This window comes from Mucilaginibacter psychrotolerans, assembly GCF_004519315.1.
Classification (GTDB): Bacteria; Bacteroidota; Bacteroidia; order Sphingobacteriales; family Sphingobacteriaceae; genus Mucilaginibacter; species Mucilaginibacter psychrotolerans.
This window is the reverse complement of the sequence record NZ_SOZE01000018.1, coordinates 1-25,884: the sequence shown is the minus strand read 5'-3', so window position 1 is coordinate 25,884 and position 25,884 is coordinate 1. Positions and strand designations below refer to the sequence as shown.

Here is a 25,884-nt window from a genome sequence, read left to right as displayed (position 1 = left end):
TTGTTTAAATAAAATACCAAAAACAGTACCAAAGTCGCTAGACAGTTTATTTATTTAACCTTTAAATTAACCCCGGCCTTGCAGCCGCGCCGCCTTCGGTATCATCCAGCAAACTTTCGTCCTCGTCATCGGCCAAATCATCCTCGTCAGCCAGGGCATCGTCATCGCTTACAAGGTCGTCATCGTCATCAATCAGGCTATCGCCGGTTGTCGAATCCTCTTCGGTAACCAGATCATCTTCGGTGCCTAAGTCCTCTTCGGTATCCAGATCCTCTTCTGTATCCAAGTCATCTTCGGTGCCTAACTCCTCTTCGGTATCAAAATCTTCCTCAGCATTAGGTTCGTAGGCTGTTTCCAGCTCACCATCTTCGCCTTCTGTTGAATCAGCAGAGGTGAAGCCATTGATAGTTTGTGAATCGGCTACTGCAAAGCCCGACCCGTAATTCTGTGTTTCGTCCTGGGCATCCCAGGCATTTTGCTCGTTAATGTTCATAGGATTTTATAGTTTGTTTTGTTACTAATATAACCTAGTAATTAACCTAATGTTTTTATAATTATCCTAAAAAGAAATAATTAATAAAATGGTATTGGCAATGAAATATGCTTTTTTATTGGCGCCGGCACCTATTTATAATTATATTGGATGCATGAAACGCCTGGTAAATTCCGCTGTGGTAATGCTTATATTGGTGATTAGCGGTTGCTATGAAGGACCATACGAAACGGATTTTACTACAGAGCAGCCAACAAAAACCGACGTGGTTGGATTTTACCAACTTAAAGGAGGAACTGTAGCTGAACATTCAATTGCCGGCTCTAAAAAAAGTACAATCATTTTGAAACCGGACGGGACTTACCAAATACAAAAGATTCCAAATGTTTTTGGTGGTGAAGAAGCAGAAAGAAGTCCGGAGATATCGGCAACCGGGCGCTGGAAGATTGATACTGTTAGGAACAAAGAAAATATTTTGGGGCACAAAACGCCTTGTTGGGGCATCACCTTGACAAATATTGACAATAACTTTGAAACCTGGGTGTTGATGGGCAACAGCTCACCTTACGAGCTTATCATCCCGATTGATGACCTCATCTTAGGTCAGGCCATCATATTTTCAAGAGAATAAACGTGGAATAAGCCGCAATTCAAGCCCGAATTACTTTTCGGGGAACGCTCCCGCTATGTCTTCTCGAACGAATCGGAGCAGGGTCGTGGGATGGCGTGAGGAGAGAACTTCTGCGGTATGTTTGGCGGCTTAGAACCACTGAATTGCAGTGCGAACAAGTTCCCTCCTCGCCCCTGCGCGCAATGCCCTACCGCTCGTTCGGGATGACATGGCGGTGAAATGTGATGAGGAATGATTGGCTGCGTAATACCCGTTTACGCACTCACCATGCAAAGCTCTTTTAGCTTGGCTACAGTATAATCCACCTCATCTTTAGTATTGTACTTAGAGAAAGAGAATCTAACGGACGGCCTATCGGCACTGGCACCAATGGCGGTAAGTACGTGCGAGCCGATATCGGAGCCCGAGCTACAGGCGCTACCGCCCGATGCCGAAATGCCTGCTATGTCTAAATTAAACAACAGCATATCGGCCATGTCCATTTCCGGGAAGGAGGTGTTGAGTACTGTGTACAGGCTTTTTGCCGGGTCTGTTTCGCCGTTGAAGGCCACGCCGGCAATCTCTTGCTGCAGTTTGGCCATCATATAGCTTTTCAGATCTTGTATATAAGCCTGGTGAGCATCCATTTCGGCGTAGGCCAGTTCAAGCGCCTTGGCCAGGCCGGCTATGCCGTAAACGTTTTCGGTGCCGCCGCGCATATTGCGTTCCTGCGCGCCGCCGTATATCATGGGGTTGATTTTTACTTTATGGTTTACATGCAAAAAGCCAACGCCTTTGGGACCGTGTAGCTTATGGGCCGCGCATACCATAAAGTGTACTTTCAGCTTGCTCAGATCGTGTTTGTAATGACCGACGGTCTGTACGGTATCGCTGTGATATATGGCGTTGTAGGCCTCGCAAAGGTCGCCTACGCGCTCGATATCGGTAATGGTACCCAGTTCGTTATTGGCATGCATCAGGGATACAAAGCTACGCTCATTATCCTTCAGCAGCGTTTCTAAATGATCGTAATCTACGTTGCCTTTACAATCAACGTCCACATAGCTTAACTTGATAACGCCCGATTTCTCCATCGACTGCAAAGTATGGATAACCGCGTGATGCTCCAGTTTGGTCGTAATGGCGTGGGTAAGTTTATGATCGATAATGCCGCAGCGGATAGCGGTGTTATCAGCCTCGGTACCGCCACTGGTAAAGAATATCTCCGCTGGTGAGGTATGCAGCAAATTAGCTACGGTTTTGCGCGAACGTTCAAGCAGCGTACGCACTTCGCGGCCATGGGCATGGATGGATGATGGATTGCCAAACTGGCCCTCCATTACTTTATACATTTCCTTTATAACTTCAGGATCGAGAGCGGTAGTGGCAGCATTATCAAAGTAAACGCGCATGTGTTTAGAGATTAGAGGACAGATAATTAGAGGTTAGATTTTCGTCTTTCGGACTTTCGGGCTATCTCTAATCGTTTAAATTTAATATTTCTTTTATATCACGGATGATCTTTTCGGCCAGATTGTTCGCAACGGTTTCTGAGTTTGCCTCAGAATAGATGCGGATAATAGGCTCGGTATTCGATTTGCGCAAATGTACCCATTCTTTGTCGAATTCTATTTTGAGGCCATCAATTGTACTATGCGGTTGCTTTTGGTATTTCTCTTCAACCTTCAGCAATAGTGCGTCGATATGCATCTCGGGCGTAAGCGTAATTTTATTTTTAGAGATGAAGTAACCGGGATAAGATGCTCTTAAAACCGATACCGGCTTGCCGAATTTAGCCAGATGGGTCAAAAACAAAGCAATGCCCACCAAAGCGTCGCGACCGTAGTGCAGTTCGGGATAAATAACCCCGCCATTGCCTTCGCCGCCTATAACAGCGCCAACTTCCTTCATTTTGTTAACTACATTCACCTCTCCCACTGCGGCAGCATGATATTCGCCACCGGCACTTTCGGTAACATCGCGCAGGGCACGGGTGCTCGACAGGTTGGATACCGTGTTGCCTTTGTTATTCTTCAGCACATAATCAGCAACGGCCACCAGCGTGTATTCCTCGCCAAATACGTTCCCATCCTCGCAAACAAAGCAAAGGCGGTCAACATCAGGGTCTACGGCTATGCCTATGTCGGCGCGGTTCTTCAATACTTCTTTCGAAAGCGCTACCAAATTCTCGGGCAGCGGCTCGGGGTTATGCGGGAAATGGCCATCCGGCTCGCAGTATAATTCATGGATGGTATTCACGCCAAGGGCTTTCAATAAAGCCGGTACGAATATACCTCCTGTAGAATTTACGCAATCAATCACCACCTTAAAATCGGCGGCCTTAATAGCTTCCACATCCACCAATGGCAGTGCGAGTATTTTATCGATATGTTTTTGCAGGTAGCTATCGTCTTTGGTTACTTTGCCCAAAGCATCTACGCCCGCGTAAGTAAAATCGCTGTTCTCTGCAATTTCCAGTACTTCTTTGCCATCGGCATCACTGATAAATTCGCCATCGGCGTTCAACAATTTAAGGGCGTTCCATTGTTTGGGGTTGTGGCTGGCCGTGAGGATGATACCGCCTGCTGCCTCTTCATCGGGCACGGCTACTTCTACGGTTGGGGTGGTAGATAGGCCAAGGTCTATTACATTAATACCCAAACCCTGCAAAGTACCAATCACCAGGTTGTTCACCATATCGCCGGAAAGGCGTGCATCGCGGCCGATAACGATCTTATTTTTGCCCGAGCGTTTTACCGCCCAACTGCCATAAGCAGAGGTGAATTTCACGATATCCAAGGGGGTTAAGCCCTCGCCCGCCGCACCGCCTATGGTGCCCCTTATGCCCGAAATCGATTTAATCAGTGTCAAAATGTACCGTGTTTTAGGGTGCAAAAATAAGCTATTTAACTAATAGCAATGTAAAATTCGCGTAGTTTTAAGGCTGAATTTATTGGCTATATTTGCGGGATAAACGTTATTTATCTGCCCAATACCAATGCCCGATTTCCTTTTACAGCTCGACAGGCATTTCTTCTACTTCATCAATCACGATTTATCCAATGCTTTTTTTGATTGGATAATGCCCTTGATGCGTAACCCCAGGTTTTGGATACCACTGTATATCTTCATCATCGCGTTCACCATATGGCGATATAAAAAACAGGGCGCTATACTGGTACTGATGCTGGCCTTAGCGGCAGGCTTCGCCGATTTTACCAGCGCCAGCCTTATTAAAAAATACGTGCAGCGCGACAGGCCCTGCCGGGATGTTGTAACATCCCAAACTGTCATCAGTCGGGTGCCCTGCGGCACAGGCTACAGCTTCCCCTCTACCCATGCTACCGACCATTTTGCGTTAGCCATATTCTTATGCCTGGCATTTGGCAAAAAATGGAAGTGGGTGGTACCTGCGGCTATCGTGTGGGCCGCCCTGATTTGTTTTGCGCAGATTTATGTGGGGGTGCATTATCCGGTTGATGTAACCGCCGGCGCAATTTATGGGGGATTGGTGAGTTGGTTATTTTTTACAGGATTTAAAAAATGGCAGCCGGGTTTTGTGGCATAGCAAAAAGGCATTCGCATTCACGAATGCCTTCATATCTTCCTTGATTCCTGGTTCTTTTAGTCCTGCTTCTCCCCTACGCCCCTCGCATCTTATCCAGCAGATCGCTTAACTGACCGGCTTCTTCTTCGGTAAGGTTATCTTTTAAAATATCTTTCGTCTTGAATTCTTTATCCATTTTAGATAGTATCTGTAGGCCCTCCTGGCTAATGCCTATATCAACGGCCCTTCTATCCTTGCTATTGGTGCAACGCGATACCAGGCCCTTTTGTACCAGTCTATCTACTATGCGCGATGCATCAGACATCTTATCGATCATGCGCTCTTTAAGCAAGTTAACCGTAGCCGGCTTAGGGTATTGCCCGCGCAGTATACGCAGTATATTGAACTGCTGCTGCGTAAGGTTATATTGCTCAAATTTCGGCCTGGAAATATTAGCCATCCAGCCATACGTGTACGACAAGTTGATAACTGCCTTGTGGTAGTTATCCTCAAAATTCGTACTTTTTATATCTTCCTCAATTCCCATTATAGCGCAATAGCTTGATTTTGATGCAAATATAAATATTTATTTTTCTTTTTGTTCATCCTCGTCTTCCCTGCCGTATTTCCAGGGGCAGTGTAGGCATTTGTTTTTGCAGCAGTAGCCTCGTTTAAGGTGATAGGCTTCAGTAAACACAAAATTGCCATCGGCGTTAATGTAATAGTCTACGTTTTCCTGCAACATTAGTTTAATAACTTTACAAAAATATCATTTTTGAGATAATCTTTCAGCTGTTTTCCGTCGCCATGCAGGGTCCATACCTGCTTTGGCCGGGTTTGATTAATGGTGTAGATGATATCGTTCCAGTCGGCATGGTCTGATATATAAAGCGTATCATTTACGTTTACCTGCAGGTTTTTCCACCCCGAAGCAAACAACCGCTTCACCCCTGTTGCCCGTAAATAACTATCGAAAGTGAATGGCGGCACAATGTACACCCACTCCTCCTGTGTTTTCATCAACTTGCGGCCATACATCTGGTGTTTGCCCAGTTCAAAACCCATTTTCTGGTATATGGCGTTGATGGGCATAATGCGGTGATGCACCAGTATCTTTTTCTGCGGGGCGTAATCATTTATCATCCTTATCAGCCGCTGGCTTTTACCCAGGCTGTAAGCACCCAGCAGGATATTTATTTTGATATCGTTCAGCTTTTTAATCTCTTCAACCGGGTCGGGGTGGGCGGTATCAGGGTTAGCAAAAGTGGTTTCGGTTATCAGCACATCGGCCTCAACAAACTGCATAGGTTCGCAAGTAGCATCTGGCTGTAGCTTATAATCGCCGGTGTACAGGTAGCGGGTGCTCTGATATTCCATCAGTATCTGTGCCGAGCCGGGCATATGGCCGGCAGATATAAAAGTTACCTGCACCCCACCAACGTTGAACGGTGCATGGTAGGCAGCACTGTATATTACCTTGCCTGCGCTTTTGCCATAGCGCAACTGCATAAAAGCAATTGTGGCCGCCGTAGCGTAAACATTGTTGTTGCCGCTAACAGCATGGTCGGCATGGGCGTGGCTTATAATGGCCTTATCTACAGGCTCTTTAGGGTCGAGGTAGAAATCGCCGTAGCGGCAGTATATGCCGTTGGCATTGATGCGCAAAAAATCTTCTAATATCATTTTTGATTGGCCAGAGACAGGTATAGTTGGTGCAACCTGAGCACCTGGGGTATCACCAGTTGGGTATCGTTGTTAATAATTACATCGTTGGCCAGTTGCAGCTTCTGCTCCTCGGCCATTTGGCGACTTTCGCGCTTCTGCACTTCTTCGGCGGGTATGTTATCGCGCTGCACTACCCTTTGGATTCGTAAAGATTGCGGCGCAGAAACCATTAATGAGCGATCGCACATTTTATAAGATCCGCTCTCGAACAGGATAGCCGCTTCCTTTAAAACGTAAGGCACGTCCTTCTGCCCTTCAAACTGCTTTACCCATACATCAAATGCACGGAAAACAGCAGGGTGTACTAGGGCATTTAGTTTAGCCAGTTGTTCTTCGCTGCTGAATACGATGGCTGAGATATGCTTGCGATTAAGCGTGCCGTCACTTTGGTACGATTCGGCACCGAAGGCCTTTTTGATGGCTTCGATCAATATGGTATCGCTTACCATTACTTTTTTTGCGGCGTCATCGGCATAAAAAACGGGTATACCCAGCGTTTCGAATATTTTGCAAACGGTAGTTTTACCGCTGCCGATATTGCCTGTGATGCCTACTTTAAACATTACTTTTTAACAACTATTATATTAAAACAGAGGTGATCAGATGCAATCATTAATACGCCTGAATCAGAACTTCTGCAGGAATATTCAGCATTTCGGTTAGTTTACGAATCATCGACAAGCTTAACTTCCTTTTCCCCGATAAAATTTCAGATTTCCTTGACCTGTTTCCTAAGATATTGCTTAGCTCACTCTCCGATAAATTCATTTGTTCTACCCGGAATTTTATTGCCTCCAAGGGATTAGGATAGGCAACAGGATAATGAACCAGTTCATATTCCTTTACTAATATACTCAGGATCTCCAGTTCATCGGAATTTGCAGAACCATCTAAAATATCTGTTTGCATAAGTTCATAGATACGCGCCAATGCATCATTGTACTCATCTTCTGTTTTAATTGGTTTTAGCATAACTTACTGTTTTAGCATTTATTTTATCATATTGTTTATGCGTTCCGAACCACACAACAAAAACAATTTTTAAACGGTATTCAATATCCACTATTAAACGATAGCTATTCCCATGGATATTAAATACCAACCTCTTTTCATTTAGCACAGATGCATTTCTATATTGCGCTTTCAATTCATTTGGATTATCCCAAGAGGCAGCTGCTACTTCTTCATGCCAGCTTAGCAAAGCCTGCTCTGCCTGAGGAAATTCTGTAATATAATCCTTTAAGGTTTTTATAGCTATTACACGCATCTTTACAAAGATACGCTATTGTTACCAAATTGGTAACATGGAAAATAAATAGAAGTTGTAAGACGCAAAAAAACCGGACGCTGAAAGCATCCCGTGCAGTAAGTACTTAAGTTATTTTTTTACGATAAAATCAACATTCATCGGCTCTATCTTAACTATTTTACTGTATGATGGCATGTGCGTAAGTCGCACGGTAAGTACACGGTAACCCTGTAACCACTGATCCAGATCGGCAACCGCCTCAAAATCGTCCTCGTTGATATCGGGATAATCTTTTAAGGATGTAGTAAACGTAACCTTCACCTTTTGCGGAAATATCTTTACATCATAAAAATTACGATTATGAATGAGTTTTACGGGTATTTGCATGGTTTTCTCGGTAAACTCGTCTACGGGTATTTTTACAGTTACGCTTTTGGGAAGCACGGTCAGGTTCCCTTCTGCCGGAGGGTGTAAGTTTACCCGGGCGTTAAAACTCTCGTTGAGGTTGTTAAGGATAAGGGAATCGGTTTGCCAGTAGGTAATTTTTGCTAATACATCTGCCGGGCCGCTAATGGTTACGTAGGATGGTTTTATGTTGATAGCATCCGACTGGGCAAATTGTTGCTGGTAGTTAAGCGCCGTAACTAATCTTACGGGCACGCGCTTGATCAGCCTGTTAGACAAATCGAAGTACAGTGTATCGGGGTCTATTGAAACTACCTGCCGCTCTATATCCCTTTTTGCATTTATCTGCTTTAGCTGCGTGCTTAAAACAACGTAGTTTTTGTTCTCGAGGGCACTAAGATCTATGCTTATTTTATTGTCGTCGCCATTCATGCGCGAAAACAGCATCTTCCAGCCTGTGCCTTGTACAGTGGCATAAATACTATCGGGCTGCAGGGAGTGGAAAGCGCGTTTTTGCGGTGAATTCTTAAAGACAGCCAAAAGCTTTACTTTATACTTTTGTTGACTGGACAACGCTGTAAACAACCAGGCAAAAACCGACAATACCAGGCATGTAGCAAATGCGGATAACCGCCTGCGCTCTATTGCCGATAACTTGATTATTGCCATTTATTTAGCTTAAAGCAGAAAGCGAAAAGCTTAAAGCGTTAGCAAAAATAAGGTTTATTGCCGTGCTTTAAGCTTTTCGCTTCTATTTGTTTCCGGGTGCTTTTGGCTTTATGCCTTAGGCTTTTCGCTATTTAACTACAGCAGGGGTATTCAAAGCCCTGGATTCTTCTAAAGAGATAGCCGATTTACTGAAGCGGATGCGGCCACCGTTTTCTACTTCTATCAGGAAAGTGGTTTCGGCAACTTCGTAAATCTTGCCATGTATGCCAGCGGTAGTAATCACTTTATCGCCTTTTTTAAGTTCTTCTACATATTTCTTCTGATCTTTGGCCTTTTTCATTTGCGGGCGTATCATAAAGAAATAAAATACGATGGCAATTAACCCAAACATCAGGATCTGGGGGTTAATACCAAAAATAGTAGGGGCTGCTGCCTGTAAAAAAATTGTTGCTGTCATTTTTTGTTTGTGTAAAATTTATTTAGCTACATCGCCAATTAGGTGCACCATGGTTTGTGCAGGGTTGGTATTGGCTGTAACGGTTATTTGTTTATCCTGCAGGCCTATTTTACCTGCGCTGTTAAAAGTGACCTTAATGGCACCCTTCTCGCCGGGTTGTATTGGCTTTTGCGGCCATTCGGGCTTGGTGCATCCGCAGGTTGCTATGGCATCCTTAATAATTAGTGGCGATTTACCTGTATTGGTGAACTTAAACTCGTAGGTTACCTTGTCGCCGGTTTTTATCTTACCAAAATCATGCGTTTCTTTTTCAAACTTAATAACCGGCACGTTGGTTGCGCTCGCGGTGTTGACAGCGGCAGTCCCGCCGGCTTGTGTGCAAGAAGTGTAGGCCGTCATCAATGCGGCGGCTGTCATCATACCTAAAATCAACTTTTTCATGATATGTTTATTCTATTAATCCCCTGCCTATTTTCTTTACTTTATTTGCGGCTTTCAATTCGGCCAAAATCTTGTCTAAGATACCGTTTATAAACGAATTACTCTTAGGCGTACTAAATTCCTTTGAAATTTCCAGGTATTCGTTTATGGTTACCTTAACCGGTATGGAGGTAAAATTAATAAATTCTACGATAGCCATCTTCATTAAAAGCGTATCCATCATGGCAATACGGTCGGGCTCCCAGTTTTGGGTCTTCTCGGCTATCAGTTCCTGGTAGGGCGTATCGAAACGAATGGTTTGTTCGAACAGGTTGATTACGAATTCGCGGTCTTCTACCCAGTTACCACTAATTTCAGCCAGTTGGTTTTCTTTAGGATTGTCGTAAGCAAAATTCTTGAATGTTTTGGCTATCAAGGCCTGTAGTACTTCCCTATCCACCGGCCAGTAGATGAACTTATCTTCGAAAACCTGCTCCGCGAGCGACGATTTCAGGATAACTTTTTTGAAGATGAATTTGATAATGTCTTTATCTGTACCGATGGTATCGTCTGTTTTGGCCAGATAATCGGCGTATTCTGTCGAGTTTTTTAGCGTAATGAACAAGGATTTTGCCAGCTCCGGGTCGAACGACCAATCTACTTTGTACTTCTTGAGCGAAACCAGGTACTCTTTGTTATCGCCAAGCGATGTATAGAATTTATTGGTTAATATCTTAAGGTTAGGGTTAAGGTCATCGGCTGTAGGCAAATGCTTATTGGCCCTTTCTTCAGCATCGCGCTCGGTGTAGGCGATTACCTCGCTAATGAGCGATAGCATCCAAATGTACATTTCATATACCTGGTCTATGCTGCTCAGCAGCTGCTTTTCGTGATGTTTAATGTCGTTTGAGTTCGACTGGTGGTATGCGTATAACGATTGTAATACCTTTACCCTGAGATGTCTTCTGTTTAACATGTTTGTAAGAACGATTATGCCCGCGTAAACCGGGGCTGTTTATGATAATATATTAATAGGTTGATTTTACTTGTTTTATATCTGCAATACGTTTTTCGGCTATTTTGTTTGCCGCCATGGTAGTAGAAATTCCCTCGGCCTTAGATAAGCGCAACACATTGCGGGTAGCCTCGTAAATATTCTCGGTAAGCTGCATGGTGCGCTTTTTGCTGAAACCCATCAGTTCTGAATAACAATTGATGATGCCACCTGCGTTTATTACGTAATCGGGGGCAAATAAGATACCTTTATCTAACAGCATTTGCCCGTGCAGGGCCTCATCCTGCAGCTGGTTATTTGCCGATCCGGCTATGATACCGCACTGTAGTTTGCCAATGGTTTGTGTATTGATGGTAGAACCTAAAGCACATGGCGCATAGATATCGGCATTAATATCGAAGATGCTATTGTTTGATACCGCTTCTGCCCCGTATTTTTTTGATACCTGGCGGGTGCGCTCGTCATCAATATCGCTAATGTAAACCTTGGCATTCTCCTCGCGCAACAGCTTCACCAACTGCTCGCCAACGTGGCCTATGCCCTGTACTATAACTGATTTACCGGTCACATTATCGTTTCCGTAAAGTTCTTTTATGCAGGCTTTTATACCCATAAAAACACCTAAGGCTGCAATGGGTGCCGGGTCGCCGCTGCCACCCATGGTTTCGGGCACGCCGGTAACGTGCTGGGTTTCCATGCGTATATATTCCATGTCGCGCGGGTTGGTACCCACATCCTCGGCGGTAATAAATTCTCCGTTAAGGTTTTTAATGTAACGGCCAAACTTGCGCAACAGGGCCTCGGTTTTATCCTTGCGCGAATCGCCGATGATAACGGCCTTGCCCCCACCCAGATTTAAACCCGCAATGGCCGATTTATAGGTCATACTTTTAGATAAGCGCAACACATCCTGCAGCGCTTCCTGCTCGGTTTTGTAAGCCCAGAAACGGGTGCCGCCTAGAGCAGGGCCCAGTGTCGTATCATGAATAGCGATGATGGCCCTCAACCCGGTCTCCGGATCACTGCAAAACACAACTTTTTTGTGGCCGAAAGCGTCGAGCTGGTTAAAAATACTATCGGTTGGTTGATTAGAGGGCATTACAGAACGGCAAAAAAGTATTAGTTTTTCAGTTCTGCAAAAGTAGGGGTTTTTTTAATAGGCGCAAAGTTTATTAGCGCGAGTAAATAAAGGTTAGAAAGGTTGGAAGTGTTAAAAAGGTTAGAAAAGTTGGAAAGAAGTAAAGTATGAGTAGATAGGATGCTAAAAATTAAATAAAAATTTCAAATTCAAGACAAATGTCTGTATATTTGAGGACATAAAGCAGATGAAAGATGAAAGAGCCTAAACTATTCGATATATCATCGCTCCCATACGAATTATCAGAGAGCGATAGTGTGCTAAACTTTTTGTTAGCAGAACCAAGTGCTGTTTATCAGCACGCTACCACCGCTACGGAAAACGCAATCGATAAAATCCGCGATGGCCTACCCAAGCAGGCCATTGATACGGTTTTGGCAAAAACCAATATTTCGCGCACGCAGCTTTCCAACATATTGCACATTAGTACCCGCCAATTAAACCGTTACGAAAAAGACGAACGTCTCTCCATAGAGCAATCGAATTTTTTATACGAGTTTACGCGTATTTACACCCGCGGCCTGGATATCCTTGGCGATGCTGCCTCCATTGATGCCTGGCTGGCCCGCCCCAATATGGCCCTGGGCGAAGTATCGCCCATAGAACTGCTCGATACCGGCGAGGGTGCGCGTATGGTTAATGATTTGCTTTCTAACATCGAGTACGGCTTTTACTCGTGATAGTGTACAGGATAACCCGGGAAAAATACGCCCGTGACTTAAGTGGTAAAGGCGGTTTACTATCAATAGCGCGCTGGCATAAGCATATCCCGGTGATATATGCGTCGGTAAATTCATCCACTTCTATTTTAGAGAAATTGGTACACCTACAAACCGGCGAGATACATAACGACCTGGTGACGGTAAGCATCATCATACCCGACGATGCAAGCAGCGAACGGATTGAAATTGCCCAATTGCCGCTTAACTGGCGCAAATACCCTGCACCTGCTATACTGCAGCGGATTGGAAACGCCTGGTTAAAATCAAAAGGTGCGTTGCTGCTATATATCCCCAGCGCAATTGACCCGCTGGCTAAAAATGTTTTAATAAACCCCATGCATCGGGAAGCTGCCAGTTTGCAAATTGGCGATGTCCAGCCCTTCAGGTTTGATATGCGGCTGGTGAAATAACGCCATGGCAACGCCATCTTTCGTTTTTTATCTTTCTAACCTTGTTGGCTTTTGCCTACTTTTGGCCACAGCCAATGAAAGCACTCGCATACCTCAATAAATTCTTTTACAAATACCGCTGGCGGCTGGTACCCGGTGTGCTGTTTGTGATCATATCGAACATATTTGCGGTATTGCCGGCGCAGGTGGTTAGGGTAGCGTTCGATCTGGTTACCGAGAACATCAGCACTTATCAGTTATTTAACGGATTCGAGCGGCAAAACGGCATTTATGATATTTTTGGCAGCAGCTTATTGCTGTTCGGCTTGTTGGTTTTGTTGCTTGCTTTGCTAAGGGGGCTATTCCTGTTTTTTATGCGGCAGACGATCATCCTCATGTCGCGCCATATCGAGTATGATATGAAGAACGAGATCTACAGCCACTACCAGCGTTTATCGCTCGCTTTTTACCGCCGCCACAACACCGGCGACCTCATGAACCGTGTTACCGAGGATGTGAGCCGCGTGCGCATGTACCTGGGGCCGGGCATTATGTACAGCATCAATACCGTCATACTTTTTATATTGGTGATATACGCCATGGTTACGGTTAACCTGCGGCTGGCCATATTCTCGATATTGCCCTTGCCCATTTTGGCCGTGATCATCTTTTATGTAAATACCATTATCGAGCACCGCAGCGAGCAGATACAAAAGCGCTTATCGGGTCTATCCAGTTTTGTGCAGGAGAATTTCTCCGGTATCAGGGTTATCAAATCGTACGTGCGCGAGGGTTTCGTGCGCGATAAATTTGCCGCCGAGAGCGAGGACTACAAAACCCAGAGCATGGCCATGGCCAAAGTACAGGCCATGTTTTTCCCATCGATGCTATTACTGATAGGCCTGAGCAACGTTATCACTATCTACATAGGTGGCGTAGAGGTGATGAAGGGAAACATCACTGCGGGCAACATTGCCGAGTTTATCGTTTACCTTAACATGCTGGCTTTCCCGGTGATTTCTCTGGGCTGGGTAACTTCGTTGGTACAACGGGCAGCTGCCTCGCAAAAGCGGATAAACGAGTTTTTGCAGGAAGAGCCGGAAATACAATCGCCCAAAGCATTGCCGCATGCCTTGACAGGCAAAATCGAGTTCAGGGACGTATCCTTCACCTATCCGGATACAGGCATTAAAGCGCTGCAACATGTATCATTTGTGGCCAACCCGAGCGAAATGGTAGCCATCATTGGGCGTACGGGTTCGGGCAAATCAACCATCGGCAATTTAATTATGCGGATGTATGATACCACCGGCGGAGAGATTCTGGTTGACGACAAGCCGCTAAAACAACTAAACCTGGATAGTTACCGATCGCAAATCGGTTTCGTACCGCAAGAGGTGTTCCTGTTTTCGGATATCATATCGCACAATATTGCTTTTAGTGCCGATGTGCTGGATATGCCGCGCGTAGAGCAGGCCGCTAAAGATGCCGCCGTTTATAACAACATTATGGAGCTGGAGAAAGGCTTCGACACCTTGATTGGCGAGCGTGGCGTTACCCTAAGCGGCGGGCAAAAGCAACGTGTGAGTATTGCCCGCGCCATTGTAAAACAGCCGCAGGTGCTCATATTCGACGATTGCCTATCCGCCGTAGATACACGTACCGAGGAAGAGATACTGAGCAACCTGTGCCGTATTATGCAGGGCAAAACCAGCGTCATTATATCGCACCGCATATCTACCATTAAAAACGCCGACAAAATATTGGTGATTGATAACGGCCAAATTATTGAGCAAGGCACACACGAGCAATTAATGGAAATGAAAGCTGCATACTTTGAGCTTTATGAAATGCAGTTGCTGGAGGAAGCGGAGAAGGCTTAAAGTTTTAATTTTCCTGTATCCTTAACCGTAAGTAAACCAAACAGTAGTTGCATTTTTCTCTTTTGCGAATTTTAAAGACCGTTCGAAATTCCTTAAATCCTGCCCAAAATTATTACCGATGTACCCATCGCCCTTGTCAATATCGAAATCAGAAAAATAGTCGTCATTATCCAATGAATCAAAATCGGTTTGCTGCAGCAGCGCCGGCAGGTTTTTAATCATCGCCAAATTGGCAATCAGGTTGGAGATGGTTGCAATCACCAAATCAATGTTCCCCTCAAGTTGTTCTTTACGTTCTTTGGCGTCGCGTAAAATGGCCTGCCTTTCTTCTTCCGTTTCAGCCTTTTCAAGGAAAAATTCCAGCCCATCGCCAACAGGGTAATCTTCCATGCTGTAAATCGGATTAATATCTACGCCGGTTAGTTTCCCAATCTGGTCTAGCTCTGGTTCGTGGCTTATTACGTTCCGGCGGCATATAAAATTGCAGAAGGTCCTGCTTAAATTATGTGTAGAAAAATAGTTGTTCTCCTCGTCGTAATAATCCGGAGAATAAACTTCCTCGTAGTTGTTGGTTGCGATAGAAATATCAAGGCCCATTGGGTGTTAAATTTATATATAAATTACGGCAAAGCGCATCTGTACAAATAAATAGTGAGCATTAAAACGCTCGCCGGATGGATTATCTATGTACAAAGGAAGTTCCACTCGTTTAAAAAAATTTTTCACAAACGCCGCACCATACATTTTTATTGCCTTTTAGTTTTAATAAATATTCAATATTGTTATAATTAATAGTTGTGGTTTAAAAAATTAGTTATATTTATCCCAACCAAAACTATTACGATAACTATTTATGGGAGATTTTGACAACAGAGAACGTGAAGAGGTGTATTCGAAAAAGGTGAGAGCCGGGAAAAGGACTTATTTTTTTGATGTGAAAGCAACCCGATCCAACGATTACTATGTTACGATTACTGAGAGCAAGAAACGTTTGGAAGACGGAGTTTTTATAAAACACAAGATATTTTTATACAAGGAAGATTTCGAAAAATTTGCCGAAGGACTGAAAGATACGGTAGATTACATCAAAGAACACCAGGAGGTGGTAGAGAAACGTTACGAGTTTAGCGAGGGGCATGAAGTTGCCAAGGCTGACGAAGATTTCTCTTATTAAGCAGGCCCTAATTTAAACCTGAATATTACAAGCAAAATACCCCGCCGAAAGGCAGGGTATTTTTGTTTTATGGCTAATTGAAAATGGCGTTAGCGGCTCATCATAGATGCTGCACCGATACCGACCACTATGCTACCAACAAGTACCAATGCTGTAAATGAAAGGTAAACGATTGTGGTAATACCCCATAGTTTAAAAAAAGACTTCAATTTACTGAAGGCCAGGGTTGCCTCGGCAGTGTTGTTATAAGCTACTGCATTTTTTATCTTATCACCAAATTGGTAAAGGTATAAAGCAAAAAAAAAGCTAAATACTGCCAACAGTAAATAGATTACAGTCATTAAAGTACCCAAGCCAGCGGCCATCCCTTCCATTAAAGGATTTGCCCGAGCCATGGTTGTAAACAAAGTACCTGCAAACAAGGCCATTATTGCAATAAAAGCCGTCCCTATAAAGCCCATAATACCTAAAAAATAGGCCCATTGCCCTGCTTTTTGCAAGTAATATCTTGCTTCGTCGGTAAGTACGATTTGCGGCTGATCTGCCGGCGGAAATGTTTCTTGAGGTGGTAGTGGTAGTTCCATTGTTTGGGTTTAAGTATTTCTTTTAAAAATATAAAAAAACTACGCAAACGCCAACAAAATTTACAATAAAACGCCTTTCATGAAAAGCACAGCCACCGTAAAGTAGATAATGAGACCCGTTACATCAACCAACGTAGCTACGAATGGTGCGGAAGAGGTGGCCGGGTCGGCACCGAGTTTCTTTAATAGCAATGGCAGCATAGAGCCCGCCAGCGAACCCCAAAGCACCACCCCTACCAATGAAAAACCGATGGTAGCCCCAACCAATATCCAGTGCGGGCCGTACATAGTGCTAAACAAACTGAATGCCGCTATGCGGAAAAAGCCGATAACACCCAAAGTTATTCCCAACATTAAACCGGACAATATTTCGCGGCGCATTACACGCCACCAATCGGCAATGGTTACTTCGCCGAGGGCCATTGCCTGTATAATTAATGTTGATGCCTGCGAACCGCTGTTACCGCCGCTGGAAATAATGAGTGGTATAAACAATGCCAGCACCACAGCCTTTTCAATAGCGTGCTCAAAAAAGCCCATAGCAGTAGCGGTTAGCATTTCGCCCAGGAATAATATTACCAACCAGCCAACACGTTTTTTTACCAGCAAAAACAGGTTGATATCGAGGTAAGGCTCGTCTAAGGCCTCGGTACCACCAATCTTTTGGATGTCTTCGGTGTATTCTTCGTTGGCTATCCACAAGATATCATCTACCGTAACAATGCCCAGCAATATGCCTTCTGCATCTGTCACCGGCAAGGCTGTGCGGTTGTTCATCCTGAAAACGTTGATGGCTTCTTCCTGCGGATCGCTCGCACTGAGGGCTATCAGGCGGCCGTCCATCAAATCGCTTACCTTGGTTTCGGGTTTTACCAGCAATATCTCGCGGATACGGATATCATCCAGCAGTACGCCGTTCTCGTCGATCACATAAATAACGTCGATGGTTTCGGAGTTTTTACCGTAGCGGCGTATGTGCGATAGTACACGCGTTACGTCCCATGTTTTCTTAACGGCCACGTAATCCGGCGTCATCAAACGGCCAACGCTTTCCTCTTCATAACCTAATAGGGAAAGGGCTTCTTTGCGGTCTTCCGGACTAAGATGCAGAATGAGGTTCTTTACCGCATCGCCGTGCAATTCGGCAAAAAAAGAGGTGCGGTCATCGGGCGGCAGGGCATTCAATATCTCGCCAACTTTTTGGCCGGTAAGTTTTTTGATGATGCGCTCCTGGGTGGGGAAATCGAGTATGCGGAATACGTTTACCGCCCGGTTGAGCGATAAGGTAGCAATTATTTTGGGGCCGTGTTCGGGAATTTCGCCTATAAGTTCCTCAACATCAGATATATTCAGGTTGTTCAAATAATCCTGCAGTTGCGCTGCGTTTTCCTGCTCCAGCAATAGTTCTACCTGTTCAACCATTTCTTCCATACCACAAACCCTCTTGTTTACATCTTTTTAACCTTGTTTATACCCTGCTGTTATGCTGGCAAAAGTCGTTTATTTTTTCAAATTTCAAGGCTTTTTTTCTGTTATCTTTGCGCCTTTAAAAGAGTCAGGAAACAAGAGTCAAGAATCAAGATTTTTGTCTTGCATCCTGATTCTCGCTTCTTGATTCTAAAAAATAAAATATGGGTTTACAATGTGGTATAGTGGGTTTGCCAAACGTGGGGAAATCGACGCTTTTTAACTGTTTATCAAATGCCAAGGCACAGGCGGCTAACTTTCCGTTTTGTACCATTGAGCCCAACGTGGGCGTAATTACTGTTCCGGATGAGCGCCTCACCAAGCTTACCGAAATAGTGAAGCCCAAGAGCATAATGCCAAACGTTATCGAAATAGTAGATATTGCCGGCCTGGTAAAAGGTGCCAGCAAAGGCGAAGGCTTGGGCAACCAGTTTTTGGCCAATATACGTGCCACCAATGCGATTATCCACGTTTTACGCTGCTTTGATAACGATAACGTGATACATGTTGATGGCTCGGTAGATCCTATCCGCGATAAGGAGATCATTGATACCGAATTACAACTGAAGGATTTGGATTCGATAGAAAAAAAGATATCGAAAATAGAAAAGATGGCCAAAACCGGCGGTGACAAAGAAGCCAAGAAAGCTTACGATGTGCTGACCATTTACCGCAACCACCTGCTGGAAGGTAAAAGCGCCCGTACCGCCCCTGTTGCCGAAGAAGACCAGGAATATATTGCCGATATATGGTTGCTTACCGCTAAACCGGTAATGTACGTTTGTAATGTGGACGAAGGCTCGGTTGTTACAGGCAATGCTTATGTAGAACGCGTAAAAGCCGTAGCTAAAGAAGAAAATGCCGAGGTGCTTATTATCTCTGCACAGATTGAAGCAGAGATTGCCGAAATGGATTCGTACGATGACCGCCAGATGTTTTTATCGGACCTGGGCCTGGCCGAATCGGGTGTAAATAAACTGATCAAAGCAGCTTACCGCCTGCTTAACCTCGCCACTTACTTCACCGCCGGTGTGCAGGAAGTTCGCGCCTGGACCATAACCCAGGGCTTTACAGCACCGCAGGCTGCGGGCGTTATCCATACCGATTTCGAAAAAGGTTTTATCCGCGCGGAGGTTATCAAATACGAAGATTTTGTAAAACATAACGGCTCGGAAGCAGCTATCAAAGAAGCGGGCAAAATGGGCATAGAAGGCAAGACCTATATTGTACAGGATGGCGACATCATGCACTTTAGGTTTAACGTGTAAGCGAAGCCCCCTAACCCCCTGAAGGGGGAATAGAATTTTGAACACCGAATTTCGAATGATGAATGATGAAGTGATTTTTTACTTCGCAATTCGGCGTTCAGCATTCGGTGTTCGGCGTTTAATAACCATTCGCCTGGTCAAGGTGCCCACACGTAAATATGCGATGTTTCAAATTTAATAATTCATTAAAACGGAAGGTCATCGTCAACACTATCTACGGAAGATGTAGTGTGAGGCTTATCTGGCAAGAGGAACTGATATAAATATTTCAGTTTTTCTAACAGCTCATCAAAAGTAATAATTTGTACATTCTTAGAGTTAGCTCTGAAATATTCAAAGGATTTCTGCTCATCAGTCCCCTTTGGTGTTAAACCAACAATCAATATTCCGAGGACATGATAAGTTTCAATGTTATAAATTTTTGAATTTACTTTTATGCTATTGATTTCTTTTTGTAAAAAATAAACTTGATCAAGCACTTGAGTGACAGCCGCACTAAGTTCTTGCGAAGGGCCGTGAACGCCGCTTCGATAAGCCGTTGCATAAATCAGATTAGTGGCTGGAGTTTTAATTTCCACTATTGCGGTATTGTTACTAAGGGAATTTTTGACCAAAAAGTCCGCTATTTTTTCTCCGCCCCCTGACAACCGGCGCCCCCCGACGGAAGCTTGGCCCTGAACGCTCACGACTGGGATTCCGAACGCCATGTTGATGACAAAGGGATTTTGTTGGAAAAGAGTCTGCCATTGCGCTTCACTTACCTTCTTCTCAATCATCCCTTCAAACCTTTCAATCAATTTTTCCAAATTAACGAGCTCCAGGTCATTCTTCAATTTGATAAATTCTTGAGGCTGCTGCTCAAAAATCTTATTTACATTTTTATGTATGACGGTAAGCGCCTCTTTTCGTTCAGTCGAAGTTGCTCCATTCTCAACGAATCGGTTAGTTTTTCCGACAAGAGTTACAAATTCCTCTTTGGATATTTTCCCAGGAGTTTTTACAGTAGTATCAGAATTTTGAAGAGCAGCAAATAGCGCAGCACTCAACGCATCCCGCTTCATATTGACAGTAAGCGCTTGGGAACGCCGAATGATTGTATCAACCGTTCTTTTGAATCCGTCCAAGTCGAACCTGTTAATGGTAGCTATGTGATTAGCAGCATCAATATTGGTTTTCTGTTTCGTGGTAATTACTAGTTTTTCAACATCCAGTTGCTCAAGAATAGAAGCGATATGCGTATAGTGCTTTTTGAAGCCAAAGCCATAATTGATATCTTGTGTGAAGACTTCAGGTACTGCAATAGAAAGTAAACCTTCAAAATCCCAGGCTCCTTCAAGATATCGTTCCTCATACCCTGAAAGCTCAAAAACTATTTCCGCTAATTTAAAGTAACGTTTGCTCATTGGGACCAGACTCCAAACCTTAAACGGCACAATCGTAATGGTTTTTAACTGGATATCAACTTCTGCTATGCGTCTTTTGTACTGGTCAGGATTTCTATCATATTGAGAGATTGCATTTGCGGGAGGTGTAAAATACCCTCTATAAAGACAATCAGAAATTTGCTCAACTTCCAATAGTCCCTCAGGTTGCAGGGATTCAGACGGGTAAGGAAGGGCCATAAGTTTTTGTTTAAGGTGAAAGTACATATGTTTTGTGGACCAACCAAAGTATTAAATCGGTAAACATAAAAATCTTTTTCACTTCGCAATTCGGCGTTTGGCATTCGGTGTTCGGCGTTTAATAACTTAAAAGTTTCTATCTTTAAACAATTGTATAAATGTTATGAAGAAAGTACTTTACACCTGTTTAGCCTTATGTATCCTGAGCGCATGGACCTTTTTGGATGGGCCCAAAAAACGTTTCGTTGATGTAGCCGGAATAGATTCCACTATAAAGCCGGGCGACAATTTCTTCCGTTTTGTGAACGGCCGCTGGTACGATACCGCCAAAATTGCGGATGACCAGGCCGGCGTGGGGTCTTACTCGTTCCTCAATATCCCGCAAAAGCAACTGCTGCAAAATATCCTGGATAGTGTTTCGAAAACGAAAAATACCATGGGCAGCATCGACCAAAAAGTTGGCGATTTTTATGCTTCGGGCATGGACACCTTAACCATCAACAAACGCGGATACCAGCCTGTTGCGCCTATACTGGCTCGTATCAATGCGATAACCAACGTTGCATCGCTCATGAAATTTGTAGCGGATGAAGCAAAAACGGGCAACTCCTCCATCATTAGCTTCGGTATCTCGCCCGATAACAAGAATAGCAGTATTAACATAGCCCATGCTTACCAAAGTGGCACCGGCTTACCGGAAAAGGGTTATTATTTAAAAACAGACTCTTCTACCCTGCGCACGCAGCAAGCCTATAAAAAATACATCAGCACCTTATTTCAATTGACTGGCAGCAGTGCCGCTACAGCCACCAGGAATGCCGCCGTTTGTTATAGCATTGAGAAACAAATTGTAGCATCGCATAAAACCAATATCGAGTTAAGGGACATCAATGCCAATTACCATAAAGTGGCTGTCAAATCCCTTGGCAAAACGCAGGCTAACATTAACTGGGCAGTATTGCTTGCCAACTTAGGTGCCAAAACCGATACGATCGACATGGCGCAGCCTGCTTACTACAATAAGGTGAATGCATTGTTAAAGTCTGTTCCCTTAAACGATTGGAAAATCTACTTAAAAGCCAATACACTTATCAACTACGCCGGCACAATGAGCAAACCGTTTGTAGATGCTTCTTTTGAGTTCCGTAAAGTATTATCGGGGCAGAATAAGCAAAAGTCGCGCAGGCAAATCATCACCGATGATGTAGATAACTATTTGGGCCAGGCATTGGGGCAGTTGTATGTAAAAAGGTATTTTAACGAGGATGCCAAAAAACGCGTACTGGTGCTGGTGAATAACCTGCAAAAATCGTTCGAAAACAGGATCAATCACCTGGATTGGATGAGCGATAGCACCAAACAAAAGGCAAAAGAAAAACTGTATGCTATTACCAAAAAAATAGGCTACCCCGATGTATGGCGTAATTACGACAGGGTGCGTATCAACCGCAATCACTATTTTGAAAACGTACTCTCGCTTAACCAAAACGACTACCAGGTTCAATTGGCAAAACTGAATAAGCCTGTTGATAAAACCGAGTGGGGCACCACACCTTCTACGGTTACCGCCTACTACAACCCGTCGTATAACGAGATCGTGTTCCCCGCAGGCATCCTGCAGTTCCCCTATTTTGATTTTTCGGCAGACGATGCCATTAACTACGGCGGCATCGGGATGGTCATAGGTCACGAAATGACACACGCCTTTGACGACCAGGGTGCCCAATTTGATAAGGATGGCAACGTAAAAAACTGGTGGACCAAGGAGGATTATGAAAAATTCAAAGCTAAAACAAGCCAGGTGGTTAAGTTATATGGTTCATTTACGGTTTTAGATACTGTTCATGTAAAAGGTGCACTTACGCTGGGCGAAAACACTGCCGATAACGGCGGTATTGCCATAGCTTATGATGCTTTCAAGATGACAGAGCAAGGAAAGGGAAATGTTAAAATTGATGGCTTTACGCCCGACCAACGCTTTTTCCTGTCGATTGCCCGGATATGGCGCGTAAAAACAAGGGACGCGTTCCTGCGCACCTATGTAAATACCAATCCGCATTCGCCTGCCATGTGGCGTGTAAACGGCCCTTTGATGAATTTCGACCCGTTTTATGGGGCGTTTAACGTACAGCCGGGCGATAAAAATTATAAAGCCGAAAATGAGAGGATAAGGATTTGGTAGGGCTTCGATTTTGAATATAAAGTGGACTGATTTCACGCAAAGGCGCCAAGACCGCAAAGTTAAAAGCTTAAAATTCTTCGCGCCTTTGCGTGAAATCAACTTTACAGCATCTCATTAACTTAAAAGCATTGACTGTCTGCGTTATCTATTTCTCTACCAACAGTAACTATACGCTTTAAATATTGCTAAGGCGACCTGTAACTATTAAAGAAGTGCGGGAGTCTTACAAAAAATACTGATCGATGAATTATTTAAAAACGAGTGCCTGCATGGCCTTGCTATGCTTTTTTTGCCTATATGCCCACAGCCAGCCCAATAATGCGCACCGTTTCACGCTCATCGTATCTGTAGAAAAAGCCCAGCCTGCCGAGGCTGCTACCGTTAAACTGCAACAAGGGAGTACTGTGCTGCAAACTACCCTCACCAACTTGCAGGGCATGGCCAGCTTTAGCAATATTAAAACAGGCGATTATACTTTCGTGATTACCTATACAGGTTATACGCCCCTTACCACGCGCGCGTACCATATCCCCGGCATCAGCAAAGATTCTGTTACCCTACAAGCCGCCAGCACCGGGCTCACCGAAGTAAGTATTACCGCCAAAACACTGCCTGTACAATATAAACAAGGCAAGGTGGTGCTGGATGTGAACGCATCCGTTACCAACACTGGCTCTACCGTGCTGGAGGTGCTGGAGCGTTCGCCCGGCGTAACAGTAGACCGCAACGGTGGCATTGCGCTAAACGGCAAGCCCGGCGTAACCGTAATGATAGATGATAAGCTCACCTACCTATCGGGTACCGAACTGGCCAACCTGCTGGGCAGCATGAGCGCTACACAGGTATCGCAGATTGAACTGATTGCCAACCCTACCGCAAAATTCGATGCCAGCGGCAATGCAGGCATCATCAACATCAAAACCAAAAAGAGTACGGTGAAGGGTTTCAATGGCTCGGTAACCGGTTCTTTTGGCCAGGGGGTTTACTCCAAAACCAATAATAGCCTCACGCTGAATTACCGGGTAGGGAAGTTCAATACTTTCCTCAATTACAGCGCAAATTATAACGTCAACTTTTTCAGTATATATGCGCTGCGCAAATACTACGACAGCAATAACCAGCTTACCGCCCTGCTCGATCAGTTTTCGTATTCGCCGATCAAAGCCCTAAACAACACGCTAAAAACCGGGTTGGATTATTACCTGAACGATAAAACCACCATCGGCATTGTGCTCACCGGTACTGCCGTTAACCGCAATACCAGCAACCGTGCCAACGCCGACTGGCAAAACCCGCAAGGCGTGGTAGATTCGTCCATTTACACCACCAACACCAGCAAAAACCATTTCCGTAATGGTGCCATCAACCTTAACCTCAGGCATAAGGTTACGGCAAATCAGGATCTTGCGTTTGATGCCGATTACCTGCACTACAGCATCAAAGCCAACCAAAACTTCCAAAACGAGCTTAGTGGCCCCAATGGTTACCTGGAAGTATCGCGCGGAAATATCCCCACTACCATCAGTATAGGATCCGCCAAGGTGGATTATACCATCAAGCTAAAGAAAAGCGACGTACTGGCATTTGGCGGCAAAGCCTCGTTTAGCAATACAGATAACCTGGCTGATTACCAGAACCTGATTGGCGGTACCTGGACGGATGACAATGTTAAGAACAACCACTTTATTTATAAGGAGCGGATAAACGCGCTCTACACTTCGTATGATACCAAATTGGGTAAAGTAAGTGGGCAGTTTGGATTGCGCTATGAGCACACCGGTTACGATGCCAGCCAATTGGGCAATGCCATGCAGAAAGATTCGTCGTTCTCGCGCTCGTACGGACAGTTTTTCCCGAGCGGCTATTTAAGTATGGAGGCAGATAGCGCTAACAGTTTCACCTTAACCGCCAGTCGCCGTATAGACCGGCCGGCCTTTCAAAACCTTAATCCTTTTTACCTTATTGTAAATAAATACACCTACATCACCGGCGACCCATACCTGCTGCCGCAATTCAGCTGGAACTTTGAGCTGAGTCATCAGTATAAAAACCTGCTGCGCACGGCAGTATCCTACAACCGTATCAAAAACTATTTCTCGCAGATATTTGTGGCCGCCCCAAGTAATGATGCCATTTTACTGTACACCCAGGGTAACGTAGGCACTACCCATAACCTGGGCGCATCGCTCACTTTAACTACCACGCCCACAAGCTGGTGGCAGCTTACTGCCCAGGCCCAATACAACCACAAGCAGTTAAAAGGCTTCAATGGCAATACCTACACCACGCAGATTGATCAGTTGAACCTGAATGCCAGCAACCAATTCAGCATCGGCAAAAAATACACAGCCGAGCTATCGGGCTTTTATACCACCCGCGCGCGTAACGATGTGGCGGAGTTGCTTTACCCCACCGGCCAAATGTCGGTAGGTTTATCGCGCCCTGTGTTTGGCAAAAAAGGCACGCTGAAAATAAGCGCACGCGATGTATTCTACACCAATGCCATGGAAGGCTTTACCACCTTCCCCAGCGCAACGGAGTACTTTTTGTTGCGCAGAGATAGCCGGGTTTACAGTATATCCTTCACCTACCGTTTTGGCAAACAATACAAAACCGTAAAACGAAGCGGCGGCAGTGCAAGTGACGAGATAGAACGGGTGGGGAATGGGTAGGATTTTTGTCTGAACTCGAATTGAACGAATTTATAAAATGGACAGAATTTAATAGTAGAATAAGGCGCCTGAGTATTGCTAATAATTTTAGTATATTTAACCTATAGATACCAAACAAGCTAAAATTATGTTTCAAGGATTAAATATACTGGAGTTTACTGAGAAATTCTCAACTGATGAAAAGTGTTGGGAG

General features: G+C 44.6%; 27 protein-coding genes. 9 read left to right on the top strand and 18 right to left on the bottom strand.

The genetic code is table 11. The annotated features are described in order from the left end of the window. Positions 1-61 precede the first annotated feature (61 nt). Positions 62-493, bottom strand: a complete 432-nt coding sequence (locus E2R66_RS17035; protein ID WP_133232848.1) for a hypothetical protein — start codon at positions 491-493, stop codon at positions 62-64. Between the two features lie 88 nt (positions 494-581). Between E2R66_RS17035 and E2R66_RS17030 the strand changes: the two genes are divergently transcribed. Further along, complete coding sequence (locus E2R66_RS17030) at positions 582-1,124, top strand: hypothetical protein (protein ID WP_158288433.1); 543 nt, start codon at positions 582-584, stop codon at positions 1,122-1,124. 254 nt (positions 1,125-1,378) lie between these two features. On the opposite strand, the gene E2R66_RS17025 is transcribed toward E2R66_RS17030, so the two are convergent. Both E2R66_RS17025 and glmM read right to left on the bottom strand, forming a co-directional pair. Next, complete coding sequence (locus E2R66_RS17025) at positions 1,379-2,515, bottom strand: cysteine desulfurase family protein (RefSeq protein WP_133232852.1); 1,137 nt, start codon at positions 2,513-2,515, stop codon at positions 1,379-1,381. 67 nt (positions 2,516-2,582) lie between these two features. After that, complete coding sequence (gene glmM / locus E2R66_RS17020; RefSeq protein ID WP_133232854.1) at positions 2,583-3,974, bottom strand: phosphoglucosamine mutase; 1,392 nt, start codon at positions 3,972-3,974, stop codon at positions 2,583-2,585. Positions 3,975-4,101: 127 nt separating this feature from the next. On the opposite strand from glmM, the gene E2R66_RS17015 reads away from it, so the two are divergent. Then, the gene (locus E2R66_RS17015; protein ID WP_133232856.1) at positions 4,102-4,671 is read left to right on the top strand and encodes a phosphatase PAP2 family protein; all 570 of its coding nucleotides are present in this window, start codon (positions 4,102-4,104) and stop codon (positions 4,669-4,671) included. 73 nt (positions 4,672-4,744) lie between these two features. Here the strand turns inward: E2R66_RS17015 and E2R66_RS17010 are convergent, their stop codons facing one another. The 11 genes from E2R66_RS17010 to E2R66_RS16965 all read right to left on the bottom strand — a co-directional run bounded on the left by E2R66_RS17010 (position 4,745) and on the right by E2R66_RS16965 (position 11,689). Then, positions 4,745-5,197, bottom strand: coding sequence for a MarR family winged helix-turn-helix transcriptional regulator (locus E2R66_RS17010; protein ID WP_133232858.1), 453 nt, complete (start codon positions 5,195-5,197; stop codon positions 4,745-4,747). Between the two features lie 39 nt (positions 5,198-5,236). Further along, positions 5,237-5,395 (bottom strand): DUF5522 domain-containing protein, encoded by a 159-nt coding sequence (locus E2R66_RS28385; RefSeq protein WP_158288432.1) that lies wholly within the window; start codon positions 5,393-5,395, stop codon positions 5,237-5,239. Beyond that, complete coding sequence (locus tag E2R66_RS17005; protein ID WP_133232860.1) at positions 5,395-6,333, bottom strand: MBL fold metallo-hydrolase; 939 nt, start codon at positions 6,331-6,333, stop codon at positions 5,395-5,397. The genes E2R66_RS28385 and E2R66_RS17005 overlap by 1 nt, the downstream gene beginning before the upstream one ends. Beyond that, the gene (gene coaE, locus E2R66_RS17000) at positions 6,330-6,938 is read right to left on the bottom strand and encodes a dephospho-CoA kinase (protein ID WP_133232862.1); all 609 of its coding nucleotides are present in this window, start codon (positions 6,936-6,938) and stop codon (positions 6,330-6,332) included. The genes E2R66_RS17005 and coaE overlap by 4 nt, the downstream gene beginning before the upstream one ends. A gap of 49 nt (positions 6,939-6,987) precedes the next feature. Then, positions 6,988-7,347, bottom strand: coding sequence for a helix-turn-helix domain-containing protein (locus E2R66_RS16995; protein ID WP_133232864.1), 360 nt, complete (start codon positions 7,345-7,347; stop codon positions 6,988-6,990). After that, entirely contained in the window at positions 7,331-7,642 is a 312-nt protein-coding gene (locus E2R66_RS16990) for a type II toxin-antitoxin system HigB family toxin (protein WP_133232866.1), read from the bottom strand. The genes E2R66_RS16995 and E2R66_RS16990 overlap by 17 nt, the downstream gene beginning before the upstream one ends. Positions 7,643-7,753: 111 nt before the next feature. Next, complete coding sequence (locus E2R66_RS16985; protein WP_133232868.1) at positions 7,754-8,698, bottom strand: CdaR family protein; 945 nt, start codon at positions 8,696-8,698, stop codon at positions 7,754-7,756. A 127-nt stretch (positions 8,699-8,825) separates the two neighbouring features. Further along, entirely contained in the window at positions 8,826-9,155 is a 330-nt protein-coding gene (gene yajC, locus E2R66_RS16980) for a preprotein translocase subunit YajC (protein ID WP_133232870.1), read from the bottom strand. A gap of 18 nt (positions 9,156-9,173) precedes the next feature. Next, positions 9,174-9,596: a DUF1573 domain-containing protein gene (locus tag E2R66_RS16975; RefSeq protein ID WP_133232872.1), complete on the bottom strand. Its 423-nt coding sequence runs from the start codon at positions 9,594-9,596 to the stop codon at positions 9,174-9,176. A 7-nt stretch (positions 9,597-9,603) separates the two neighbouring features. Then, on the bottom strand, positions 9,604-10,551 hold the full coding sequence (nusB, locus tag E2R66_RS16970) for a transcription antitermination factor NusB (protein WP_133232874.1): 948 nt from the start codon (positions 10,549-10,551) through the stop codon (positions 9,604-9,606). Positions 10,552-10,603: 52 nt separating this feature from the next. Next, positions 10,604-11,689 carry a Glu/Leu/Phe/Val family dehydrogenase gene (locus E2R66_RS16965; protein WP_133232876.1) on the bottom strand — a complete coding sequence of 362 codons (1,086 nt, stop codon included), beginning with the start codon at positions 11,687-11,689 and terminating at the stop codon, positions 10,604-10,606. A gap of 233 nt (positions 11,690-11,922) precedes the next feature. On the opposite strand from E2R66_RS16965, the gene parS reads away from it, so the two are divergent. The 3 genes from parS to E2R66_RS16950 all read left to right on the top strand — a co-directional run bounded on the left by parS (position 11,923) and on the right by E2R66_RS16950 (position 14,722). Further along, positions 11,923-12,408, top strand: coding sequence for a type II RES/Xre toxin-antitoxin system antitoxin (gene parS, locus E2R66_RS16960; protein ID WP_133232878.1), 486 nt, complete (start codon positions 11,923-11,925; stop codon positions 12,406-12,408). 2 nt (positions 12,409-12,410) lie between these two features. Further along, the gene (locus E2R66_RS16955; RefSeq protein WP_158288431.1) at positions 12,411-12,860 is read left to right on the top strand and encodes an RES family NAD+ phosphorylase; all 450 of its coding nucleotides are present in this window, start codon (positions 12,411-12,413) and stop codon (positions 12,858-12,860) included. Positions 12,861-12,934: 74 nt separating this feature from the next. Further along, the gene (locus tag E2R66_RS16950) at positions 12,935-14,722 is read left to right on the top strand and encodes an ABC transporter ATP-binding protein (protein ID WP_133232882.1); all 1,788 of its coding nucleotides are present in this window, start codon (positions 12,935-12,937) and stop codon (positions 14,720-14,722) included. 21 nt (positions 14,723-14,743) lie between these two features. Here the strand turns inward: E2R66_RS16950 and E2R66_RS16945 are convergent, their stop codons facing one another. After that, the gene (locus E2R66_RS16945) at positions 14,744-15,319 is read right to left on the bottom strand and encodes a hypothetical protein (RefSeq protein ID WP_133232884.1); all 576 of its coding nucleotides are present in this window, start codon (positions 15,317-15,319) and stop codon (positions 14,744-14,746) included. 256 nt (positions 15,320-15,575) lie between these two features. Here E2R66_RS16945 and E2R66_RS16940 point away from each other — a divergent pair, with 256 nt between their 5' ends. Next, positions 15,576-15,896, top strand: a complete 321-nt coding sequence (locus E2R66_RS16940; protein ID WP_133232886.1) for a DUF3276 family protein — start codon at positions 15,576-15,578, stop codon at positions 15,894-15,896. A gap of 89 nt (positions 15,897-15,985) precedes the next feature. Here E2R66_RS16940 and E2R66_RS16935 read toward each other — a convergent pair whose 3' ends face one another. Further along, complete coding sequence (locus E2R66_RS16935; protein WP_133232888.1) at positions 15,986-16,480, bottom strand: DUF5362 family protein; 495 nt, start codon at positions 16,478-16,480, stop codon at positions 15,986-15,988. A 60-nt stretch (positions 16,481-16,540) separates the two neighbouring features. Next, positions 16,541-17,911, bottom strand: coding sequence for a magnesium transporter (gene mgtE, locus E2R66_RS16930; RefSeq protein WP_133232890.1), 1,371 nt, complete (start codon positions 17,909-17,911; stop codon positions 16,541-16,543). A gap of 200 nt (positions 17,912-18,111) precedes the next feature. On the opposite strand from mgtE, the gene ychF reads away from it, so the two are divergent. Further along, positions 18,112-19,215 (top strand): redox-regulated ATPase YchF, encoded by a 1,104-nt coding sequence (gene ychF, locus E2R66_RS16925; protein WP_133232892.1) that lies wholly within the window; start codon positions 18,112-18,114, stop codon positions 19,213-19,215. Between the two features lie 185 nt (positions 19,216-19,400). Here the strand turns inward: ychF and E2R66_RS16920 are convergent, their stop codons facing one another. Then, positions 19,401-20,837: a Shedu immune nuclease family protein gene (locus E2R66_RS16920; RefSeq protein ID WP_158288430.1), complete on the bottom strand. Its 1,437-nt coding sequence runs from the start codon at positions 20,835-20,837 to the stop codon at positions 19,401-19,403. A 163-nt stretch (positions 20,838-21,000) separates the two neighbouring features. On the opposite strand from E2R66_RS16920, the gene E2R66_RS16915 reads away from it, so the two are divergent. Then, positions 21,001-23,019, top strand: a complete 2,019-nt coding sequence (locus tag E2R66_RS16915) for a M13 family metallopeptidase (protein WP_133232896.1) — start codon at positions 21,001-21,003, stop codon at positions 23,017-23,019. Positions 23,020-23,261: 242 nt separating this feature from the next. Next, positions 23,262-25,691 carry an outer membrane beta-barrel protein gene (locus E2R66_RS16910; RefSeq protein ID WP_133232898.1) on the top strand — a complete coding sequence of 810 codons (2,430 nt, stop codon included), beginning with the start codon at positions 23,262-23,264 and terminating at the stop codon, positions 25,689-25,691. The last annotated feature ends 193 nt before the right edge of the window (positions 25,692-25,884 follow it).